The organism is Kitasatospora sp. NRRL B-11411, from assembly GCF_000721345.1.
In the GTDB taxonomy this organism is placed as follows: domain Bacteria; phylum Actinomycetota; class Actinomycetes; order Streptomycetales; family Streptomycetaceae; genus Kitasatospora; species Kitasatospora cineracea.
Window position 1 is genome coordinate 1 of record NZ_JOGH01000186.1, and the last position, 8,395, is coordinate 8,395.

The window sequence follows — 8,395 nt, forward strand, 5'->3', positions numbered from 1 at the left end:
CCCCTGCCCCCGGCCTCCGCCCCCCGGCGCTCAGGAGGCGGACTGGCCGCGCACCCCGTGCGGCCAGTCCGCGGGGGACGCCTCGACGTCGTTGCCGCGCACCCAGACCGTGGAGACGCCGAGCAGCCGGCGCATCACCGCGAAGCCGCCCTCCCAGCCGCCGGGCAGCCGCAGCCGGCCGGAGCGGACGGTGCCGGCGCTGAACCGGGTGTCGTCGCTCTCCAGCATGCCGGTCCAGCCGGGCAGGCCCACCTCCGGGACGTTGCCGGTCAGTTCGGCCTGGACCGGGATCTCCAGTCCGTCGGCGAGCAGCAGGGCGGGGCCCCGGTACACGGGTGAGGTCATGCCTAGAGGGTGCGGGAGGCCCCCGGAACCGCGCAAATCCCGCAATCCGGGCGGTGCCGGACACGGCTGGACCGTCCCGGCGCCGCCCCCGACCGTGCCACGTGACATCGCGCCTGCCGAAGCGGGTCATCCGGCGCCGTCCGGGTCCTCCTCCGGGCCGTCCTCGGTGAGCAGGCGTTCGACCAGCCCGTCGAGGTCGACGTGCTCCTGTTCGCAGCCGAACGGGACGATGCACTCGGTGCGGCGCAGGAAGTCCCGCAGGACGTGCGCGGGCAGGCGGAGCAGGGCGCTGGCCTCCTCGCCGTGCAGGGAGACCAGGAGGTGTCCGCGGTCGGGGCCCTCGCCGGAGGCGATCGACATGTCGCCGAGGCCGGCGGGGCCGGTCAGCCCGGCCAGCAGGACGTCGCGGGAGAGCGACCAGGTGACGGGTTCGGGCAGGTCGACGTGGTTGTCGAGGTGGACGGTGTAGGGCTCGTCGGCGCCGTAGCGCAGGCGGGCGACGACGGGGACGTGCAGGTCGGCGGCGACGACGACCTCGAGGACGAGGTGGAGCGCGATCCGGACGGTGCTGCCGCGCTGCGGCGGGACCCGGGCTTCGTCGGGGGTCACCGGGGTGCACCGCCCCCGGCGTGGGGCCTTCCAGGATCGGGGAGAAACGATTCTTCACTTGCTACGCGGCATCCCGCTGCGCGCCGCAGCGCCTCTCGAACGTGCACGCCAGGACAACGACGCCGGGCCCGTTCGGTGACACCCCGGTCGTTCCGTCCCCGAACGGGCCGCGCGGCGGGCGGTCAGCCCTTGAGCCAGTCCTGGTAGCGGGTGGGTGCCAGGCGGGCGCCGGGGCCCGGGGTGAGGACGTCGCCGCGGACGGCGGCGAACAGGCCCGCCCGGTCGTCGACGACGACGGGGCGCCGGTCGCCCCGCGCGGCGAGCGTCATCCGGCCGATCTCGTCGAGCGTGAACTCGTCGGGGCCCGCGACGTCGAGGATCCCGCCGAGCGGCGCGCCGGTGGCCACGTCCGCGAGGGCGTCGACGACGTCGGCGCTGGCGATCGGCCGGAGCGGCGTCGCGGGCAGGCGCACCGCGGTCTCGTCCGAGGTCCACGACATGGTCGGCTCCATGAACTCGAAGAACTGGGTGGCGCGCACGATCGAGTACGGCGTCGGTCCGCCGCGCAGCAGTTCCTCCTGGAGCGTCTTGGCGCGGTAGTAGTCCAGTTCGGCGACCTGGTCCACGCCGACGATGGAGAGCGCGACCTGGTGGCGCACGCCGGCCCGCTCGCCCGCGGCGAGCAGGTTGCTCACCGTGGTGCGGAAGAACTCGACGGACTGCTCGTCGAACGTGGGGGAATTGGTCACGTTGACGACGGTGTCGGCGCCGGCGAGCGCCTCGTCGAGGCCGGTCCCGGCGAGCAGGTCGACGCCGGAGGACAGCGATGCGGCGGTCACCTCGTGGCCCCGCGCGGTCAGCTCGGTGGCGAGCTGGGAGCCGATGAGCCCGGTGCCGATGACGGTGATCTTCACGATGTGCCTTCTTTCGTGGGCCGAGCGCCCCCGCCGCAAACTCGGACAGCTTATGTCCGAGATAATACTCGGATACCATCTGTCCGAGTCAAGTGGAGGTGGCATGAAGCTGTCCGGTGGCGTGGAGTGGGCGCTGCACTGCTGTGTGGTGCTGACCGCGGCCGACGAGCCGGTGCCGGCGGCCCGGCTGGCCGCGCTGCACGACGTGTCGCCGAGCTACCTGGCCAAGCAGTTGCAGGCGCTGTCCCGCGCGGGCCTGGTGCACTCGGTCCAGGGCAAGACCGGCGGTTACGTCCTCACCAGGAGGGCCGAGGAGATCACCGTGCTGGACGTGGTGCAGGCCGTCGACGGGGCGAGCCCCGCGTTCGTCTGCACCGAGATCCGTCAGCGCGGACCGCTGGGGACGCCGCCGGAGCAGTGCACGAAGCAGTGCCCCATCTCCCGGGCGATGGGAGCGGCCGACGAGGCGTGGCGCGCGTCGCTGGCCGCGGTCACGATCGCCGACCTCGCCGCGTCGGTGGAGGGGGACAGCGGCCCCGAGGCACTGCCGAGGATCGGCGCCTGGCTGAACGGACGCCCGGGCGATCGGCCGTAGCGAGCGCATCGGGTCGTGATCAACCGGCGCCCCGGGCGCGGGGGCGGCCGGCGGGGCCGCGGGCCCGGACCTTCCCCGGTACCGGGATGAACTGCGGGCTGTCGGCGGCCCGTCCTGCGGCCAGGACGGGGGCCGGCGGGCGGCACTCGCGGGCAGCGGCACGGTGGGACCCTGCCGGTCCGCCCGCCCCCGCGAGCGGCCGGGCAGGGCGGACCTCAGCCGGAGCCCGCGCCGACGCCGGACGCGCCGACGCTCCTCCCGCCCGGGGCCGGCTCCGGCGTCCGGCCGCCCGTTCCGTGCATCGAGGGCGCCCCCTTTGACCCGGCCTTCTCCTCCTCGGCGGCGGCCGGGTCCGGGGCGGTGGGCGCGTCCTCGCTCACGCTTCCTGGGCCCGGCCGAGCCGGCGGGCCAGTTCCTCCAGGTAGGCGTCGCCGTACGCGTCGGCCAGGTCGTCGAGGTCGATCATCGGCGGGATGTCGATGACGGGCTGACGCTCGATCAGGAACGCCACCGTCTCGCGCACGACCTGCTGCTCGTCGCTGCCGTCGAGGCCCGGCCGTTCCAGCACTCCGTCGGTGACCCGGACCTGGGTGGCGGCCTCGACCTGGCCGTCCTCGACCCGGACCAGGTACTCGCGGTCGCCCAGGGGCTCCACCCGGATGTCAACTGCCATGGCGCAGGCCGTCCTTCCGTCAGTGCTCAGCCGTACGGCGGTGCCGACGCCGCGTCACCTGCCGGTTCTGCCGACGGGGCACCAGCCGTCCCCCACCTTACGGCCTGCGCGCACCGGCTCCGCGCGTCGGCCCCGCGCGTCAGCCCCCTGCGTCGGCCCCGCGCGTCAGCTCCGGCCGAAGCAGCGCTCGATCTCGTCGAGGTCGTAGAAGGCGGAGCCCTCGGCGATCGGCCGGCAGCCGTCCTTGAACGCGGTCTCCTTCTCGTTGTAGAACATCCGCACCAGGTAGGCGGGCCGGCCCTTGCCGCCGCCGGCGGCGTCGATGGAGTCGGCGGTGGAGCGGTACAGGTCCCACTGGATGTTCGCGGCCATCGGCGCGACCCGGGCGCCGCGCCACGGGTTGTCGGCGTAGCTGTAGGGGTGGGCGGGGTCGGCCTGTTCGGTGCTGCCGGGCAGGCCGAGCAGGGCGGCGAGCGGCTCGATCTCCTCGGCGTGGGTGAAGCGCAGCACGGCGCCGTCGGCGCTGGTGCCGGCGGCCTTGCGCTCCAGTTGGGCGAACAGGTCGTCGAGCAGGACGCCGGCCATCTTGTAGGTGATGGTGCGTCCGGTGAAGCCGGGGCCCTTCTGGTAGAACTCCTCGGCGTCGTCGAGGTAGCCGAACCACTGGGCGTCGCCGGGCGTCAGGAAGCGGTCGAGGTCGGCGCCGCCGCTCTCCACCGCCAGGTCGGGGGCGGCGCTGCGGAGCGCGGCCAGCGAGCGGGCGAAGGCGGTCTGCTGCTCGGTGCTGAGGGTGTCGGCGAAGCGGGCGGTGAACAGGCGCCGGACGGTGTGCCGGGCGGCTTCGGCAGTGCGCGGGTCGGCGTCGATCCCGGCCAGCGCGGCGGCCAGTTGCGGGTCGCCGGCCAGGTAGGCCTGGTAATCGGCGTTCTGCGGCTGCTTGTGGAAGTACAGCAGGTTCTTGTCGGTGACCGGGGCCTTGAGCACGCCCGCGAGCGCGGGTTCGCCCGCGACCAGTCCGGCGGTGAAGGCGTCGGCGCTGGCGGTGGCCCGGGTGACGCCGGAGGTCTCGACCACGATCGGGGCGCCCTGGGCGGCGATCGCGTCGAACAGGCCGGGCAGTCGGCGTTCCATCCGCAGCGCGGTCTGCCGCTGCTCGTCGGCGCCCCGGGCGGACAGGTTGCCGTAGCCGATCGAGGCGCCCGCGTCGAGCAGCGTCCGCACCTGCGGGGCGAGTCGGGCGCCGAGGCCGGTCAGGCCGCCGTCCTGCTCGGCCCGGGCCAGCAGGGCGAGCACCGCGTCGCCGTCCGCGCGGTCGCTCATCGCGCGGGAGCCGTGCCGGGCGACGTTCTCGGTGAAGACCGGCGTGTAGCCGCGGGGGACCTGCTGGTAGTGCCGGAGGTCCTGCTGCGGGGCGTACGGGGTCTTGGTGCCGTAGGAGTCGTCGCGGGCGCCGCTCCGGGCGTCGGCGGTCCCGGCGGACGCGAGGGTGGCGGCCAGGGCGGTCGCCAGGGCGGCGGCGAGGACGGCGGTGCGCTTCACGGTGGGGAACCTCTCGGTGCAGGTGGTCGACCGGTCCGTCCCGGTCGACCGCCGCACCCTGCCAGCCCCGTCCGAACCGCTGCCGCCCGCCGGCCGATCCTCCGGTGTCGCCCCGGTGAACGGACGCCGTCGGTCCCTGCTCCCGCGGGCCCCCGGGCAGTTGGCGAACTCTTTACCCTTCGCCCGGGCGCCGGGGCCCGCCCCCTAGGATGGGGGGACGAACTGTCCGAGTCGGGCGCGGGCGGCCGTGCCGGAGGGAGTCTCCCCATGGAGTTGGCGGGCGTCGACCCGGAGCACGGCGGGGGCGACGAGAGCGGGCGGCCGCGCCGCCGCGGGCAGGGCGAGCTGGCGACCGAGGTGCTGTCGGTGCTGCACCGGGCGCCGGGGCCGGTGACGGCGTCCTGGGTGCAGGAGCAGCTGGGCGGCGAGCTGGCGTACACCACGGTGATGACGATCCTGTCGCGGCTGCTGGCGAAGCAGGCGGTGGTGCGCAGCCGGTCGGGCCGGGCGTACGTGTGGTCGGCGGCGGCGGACGCGGCGGGGCTGACGGCGCGTCGGATGCGGCGGCTGCTGGACACCGAGCCGGACCGGGACGCGGTGCTGGCCTCGTTCGTGACGGCGTTGACGCCGCAGGACGAGCAGTTGCTGCGGGCGCTGCTGAACGCGGCGGAGCCCTCCCCCGGTGCCGGGGGCGGGGACGACGGGCGCTGAGCGATGGGTTCCTTCGTCTTCCTCCCGCTGGTGCTGCCGTTGACCTCGCTGCCGATCGCCCGGCTGGCCGAGCACCACCTGCACCCGCGCAACGCGGTGCGGCTGCTGTCCTGGATCGGCGTGACGATGGCGGTGTGCAGCACCTTGGCGCTGGGCCTGCTGTTCGTGGTGGGCACCGCGCAGATCCCGGGGAACCCGCTGCCGGACAGCTGGTCGGATCCGGAGATCCGGACGGCGGTGCCGTTCCACGAGGCGGTGGGCACGGCCGCGGTGGTGGGCCTGGTGACGGTGCTGACCGCCTGTTCCTGTTCGCTCCGCCGCCACCTGCGGGTCCGGGCCCGGGCGCAGCGGGCGCTGGCCCCGATGCCGCTGGACTCGGACCTGGTGGTGCTGCCGGACCCGGAGCCGTACGCGTACGCGGTGCCGGGCGTGCCGGGGCGGGTGGTGGTGTCGACGGCGATGATGGACAGCCTGGACGCGGACGAGCAGCGGGCGCTGCTGGCGCACGAGCGTTCGCACCTGGCGAACCGTCACCACCGCTACCTGCTGGCGGCGCAGTTGGCGAGTTGCGTGAATCCGTTCCTGCGGCCGTTGCAGCGGGCGGTGGGGTACGCGACGGAGCGGTGGGCGGACGAGGAGGCGGCGGGTTCGGTGGGTGACCGGCGGTTGACGGCGCGGGCGGTGGCCCGGGCGGCGCTGGTCACCCGGGGCGGCGGTCCGGCGCCGGCGTTCGCGGCGTTCGCGGCCCCGGGGCCGGTTCCGCGCCGGGTGACGGCGCTGTTGAGTCCGGCGTTGGGCGAGGCGTGGCCGGCGCCGGTTTCTCCGGCGGGCCTGGCCGCGATGGTCGCGGCGGCGGGGACGGCGGTCTCGGCGGTCTCGGCGTTGAACGCGGCGGTCGCCCTGCTGCTGCTGGTGAAGGCCGCCACGCCCTGGTGAGGTGCGGGCCGCCGGGGGCCGCGGCCCCCGGCGGCGGGGTCAGTCGACGCAGGGGACGCCGCCGGCCTTGACCGGGGGGCCCTGCATCTGGAGGGTGGCGCTGGGGGCGGGTCCGGCGGGTTCGGAGCCGGTGCCGGCGGGGGGGGTGGTGGCGGTGTGGTCGGCGCCGAGGGTGACCTGGACGTGGCCGGGTGCGAGGGCGCTGGAGGCGGTGGCGTTGACGCCGTAGTGGGCGGCGATCTGCCGGCCGGCGTCCTGGGCTCCGGCGCCGTACTTGACGGTGGTGGTGCGCGGGTGGGTGTCGGCGGTGTCGACCTTCCCGGCCCGGTAGCCGAGCGCGACCAGGGCCTTGGACTCGTCCCCGGCGGCGCCGGTGACGGACGAGCCGTTGAGCACGTCGACGGTGGCGTCGGCGGCGGGCGCCTCGGTCGCGGCCGGGGTCGGGGTCGGCGCGGGGGTGGCGGGGGTGGCGGCGGGGTCGGCGTCGAGCGGCTGGCCGAACAGCTGCTTGACGATCCGGCGCAGCTTGGCCGGGTCGACCTGGTTGACCTCCTGGCCGCCGATGGTGGCGAACTTGTCGATCGGCAGGGTGTTGAACTCGACGTTGCCGCCGGTCAGGTTGGGGGCCTGCTGGGCGAAGTCGAGGATCTGCCACTGGTCGTCTATCACGACGTCCTTCTTGACCACGTTCAGCAGGTCCTGCATCTTGCCGAGGTCGCCGAGCACGCCCTGCTGCTTGAGCTTGTACTCGACGGAGGCGATGAACGCCTGCTGCCGGTGGGTGCGGTCGAGGTCGCCGTTGGTGAGGTTGTGCCGCTGGCGGACGAAGGAGAGCGCGTCGGCGGCGTTCAACTGGCTGACGCCGGCCGGGAGTTTCAGTCCGGTGCCGCCGCCGGGCTTGATCACGTTGCCCTTGCTGTCGGTGACCCGGGAGACGATCGGGTCGTCGACGGCCTTGTTCAGGCAGACCGGGATCGGTTCGAGGGCCTTGGCGATGTCGTAGAAGCCGATCAGGTTGACCTCGGCGAAGTGGTCGATCGGGATGTCGAGCAGTTTCTGCACGGTCTGGATGGTGGCGGAGCGCCCGGCCTCCCGGCTCTGCTGTTCGAGGTCGGCGCCCTTGACGCCCTTGGCGCGCAGTTTCTCCTCGGCGGCGTCCTTGGCGTAGCCGTACGCCTCCTTGACCTTGTGCATCTTGCCCTCGGTGCCGTCCGCGTTGTACGTCTGCACCCAGTCGTCGCGCGGGACGGACACCGCCTGGGCCTTCCCGCTGGGCGGGATGTGCAGCACGATCAGCGAGTTGGTGTTGTAGCCGCCGATCTCGCTGGAGCCGGCGTGCAGTTCGTCCTGGACGAACTCCTTGGGCAGGTCGGTGCCGTCCATGTTCTTCCGGCTGTCGAGGCCGATGAGCAGGATGTTGACCGAGGAGTCGAGGTGTTTGGGGGCGTTCTTGCGGGCCTGGTCGAGGGCGTGCGAGCGGCTGACGCCGTTGAGCTGCTCGTTGGTGTACCAGGCGAAGCCGCTGACGCCGAGGACGGCCAGCGAGAGGGCGCAGGCGGCGGTCCGGCCGGCGATCAGGCCGGGGGCGGGGCGGCGGACGGCCCGGCGGGGGCCGCGTCGTTCAGCCACGGCGGGACCTCCGGGTGCGGAGTTTGCGGACGCCGACGGCGAGCAGGGCGGCGGCGAGCGCGGCGAGCATCCACGGGAACTGGCCGCTGACCAGTTTCAGTCCCTCGGTGCCCAGTCCGGCGCCGTGGTACTTGTCGCCGCGGGCCAGGTAGTCGACGCCGCCGGCGGCGGCGAGGGTCACCACGGGGGCGCCGCTGACCACCCACCACCAGCCGGCCGGGGTGCTGACCAGGGCGGCCAGCGCGGCGCCCAGGACGGCGCAGACCCCGTAGGGGGTGCCGGGGCCGGGGGTGAGCAGTTCGTCGGCGATCGCGCCGAGCACCGGCAGGCCCAGGGCGGGCAGCACGGCGGGCATCCGGTTGCCGCGGCGGGGGGCCGGGCGGCGGGCCGGGGCGGGGTCGTCGGGGGCGGGGGCGCGCCGCCGTTCCCGGTGCGGGGTGCGCT

At 74.6% G+C, this 8,395-nt stretch carries 11 protein-coding genes; 3 read left to right on the top strand and 8 right to left on the bottom strand.

The window, feature by feature from the left end; all coding sequences use genetic code 11:
* Nucleotides 1-30 precede the first annotated feature (30 nt).
* The 3 genes from IH44_RS0137720 to IH44_RS0137730 form a co-directional block, all read right to left on the bottom strand.
* A complete protein-coding gene (locus IH44_RS0137720) occupies nucleotides 31-345 on the bottom strand; it encodes a hypothetical protein (RefSeq protein ID WP_123819823.1) in 315 nt (104 codons plus the stop codon).
* Between the two features lie 126 nt (nucleotides 346-471).
* Complete coding sequence (locus IH44_RS0137725; protein ID WP_051818154.1) at nucleotides 472-954, bottom strand: SsgA family sporulation/cell division regulator; 483 nt, start codon at nucleotides 952-954, stop codon at nucleotides 472-474.
* A gap of 182 nt (nucleotides 955-1,136) precedes the next feature.
* The gene (locus IH44_RS0137730) at nucleotides 1,137-1,868 is read right to left on the bottom strand and encodes an SDR family oxidoreductase (RefSeq protein WP_030464366.1); all 732 of its coding nucleotides are present in this window, start codon (nucleotides 1,866-1,868) and stop codon (nucleotides 1,137-1,139) included.
* 103 nt (nucleotides 1,869-1,971) lie between these two features.
* Here IH44_RS0137730 and IH44_RS0137735 point away from each other — a divergent pair, with 103 nt between their 5' ends.
* A complete protein-coding gene (locus IH44_RS0137735; RefSeq protein WP_030464367.1) occupies nucleotides 1,972-2,463 on the top strand; it encodes an Rrf2 family transcriptional regulator in 492 nt (163 codons plus the stop codon).
* Nucleotides 2,464-2,678: 215 nt separating this feature from the next.
* Here IH44_RS0137735 and IH44_RS47010 read toward each other — a convergent pair whose 3' ends face one another.
* The 3 genes from IH44_RS47010 to IH44_RS0137750 form a co-directional block, all read right to left on the bottom strand.
* The gene (locus IH44_RS47010; protein ID WP_157852606.1) at nucleotides 2,679-2,843 is read right to left on the bottom strand and encodes a hypothetical protein; all 165 of its coding nucleotides are present in this window, start codon (nucleotides 2,841-2,843) and stop codon (nucleotides 2,679-2,681) included.
* Entirely contained in the window at nucleotides 2,840-3,136 is a 297-nt protein-coding gene (locus IH44_RS0137745) for a hypothetical protein (protein WP_030464368.1), read from the bottom strand. The genes IH44_RS47010 and IH44_RS0137745 overlap by 4 nt, the downstream gene beginning before the upstream one ends.
* 165 nt (nucleotides 3,137-3,301) lie before the next feature.
* Complete coding sequence (locus IH44_RS0137750) at nucleotides 3,302-4,675, bottom strand: histidine-type phosphatase (protein ID WP_030464369.1); 1,374 nt, start codon at nucleotides 4,673-4,675, stop codon at nucleotides 3,302-3,304.
* Between the two features lie 267 nt (nucleotides 4,676-4,942).
* On the opposite strand from IH44_RS0137750, the gene IH44_RS0137755 reads away from it, so the two are divergent.
* Both IH44_RS0137755 and IH44_RS0137760 read left to right on the top strand, forming a co-directional pair.
* Nucleotides 4,943-5,386: a BlaI/MecI/CopY family transcriptional regulator gene (locus IH44_RS0137755; protein ID WP_030464370.1), complete on the top strand. Its 444-nt coding sequence runs from the start codon at nucleotides 4,943-4,945 to the stop codon at nucleotides 5,384-5,386.
* Between the two features lie 3 nt (nucleotides 5,387-5,389).
* Nucleotides 5,390-6,322, top strand: coding sequence for a M56 family metallopeptidase (locus tag IH44_RS0137760; RefSeq protein WP_030464371.1), 933 nt, complete (start codon nucleotides 5,390-5,392; stop codon nucleotides 6,320-6,322).
* 39 nt (nucleotides 6,323-6,361) lie between these two features.
* Here the strand turns inward: IH44_RS0137760 and IH44_RS0137765 are convergent, their stop codons facing one another.
* Nucleotides 6,362-7,951 carry an LCP family protein gene (locus tag IH44_RS0137765; protein ID WP_051818159.1) on the bottom strand — a complete coding sequence of 530 codons (1,590 nt, stop codon included), beginning with the start codon at nucleotides 7,949-7,951 and terminating at the stop codon, nucleotides 6,362-6,364.
* Nucleotides 7,944-8,395, bottom strand: a 452-nt coding sequence (locus IH44_RS0137770) for a DUF6542 domain-containing protein (RefSeq protein ID WP_030464373.1), incomplete at its 5' end; no start/stop codon positions are given. The genes IH44_RS0137765 and IH44_RS0137770, both read right to left, overlap by 8 nt.

What these genes read in the sequence shown, in the direction of transcription:
- IH44_RS0137720 (WP_123819823.1), bottom strand. Translation starts at nt 345, where the DNA reads ATGACCTCACCCGTGTACCGGGGCCCCGCCCTGCTGCTCGCCGACGGA.
- IH44_RS0137760 (WP_030464371.1), top strand. Translation starts at nt 5,390, where the DNA reads ATGGGTTCCTTCGTCTTCCTCCCGCTGGTGCTGCCGTTGACCTCGCTG.
- IH44_RS0137745 (WP_030464368.1), bottom strand. Translation starts at nt 3,136, where the DNA reads ATGGCAGTTGACATCCGGGTGGAGCCCCTGGGCGACCGCGAGTACCTG.
- IH44_RS0137735 (WP_030464367.1), top strand. Translation starts at nt 1,972, where the DNA reads ATGAAGCTGTCCGGTGGCGTGGAGTGGGCGCTGCACTGCTGTGTGGTG.
- IH44_RS0137755 (WP_030464370.1), top strand. Translation starts at nt 4,943, where the DNA reads ATGGAGTTGGCGGGCGTCGACCCGGAGCACGGCGGGGGCGACGAGAGC.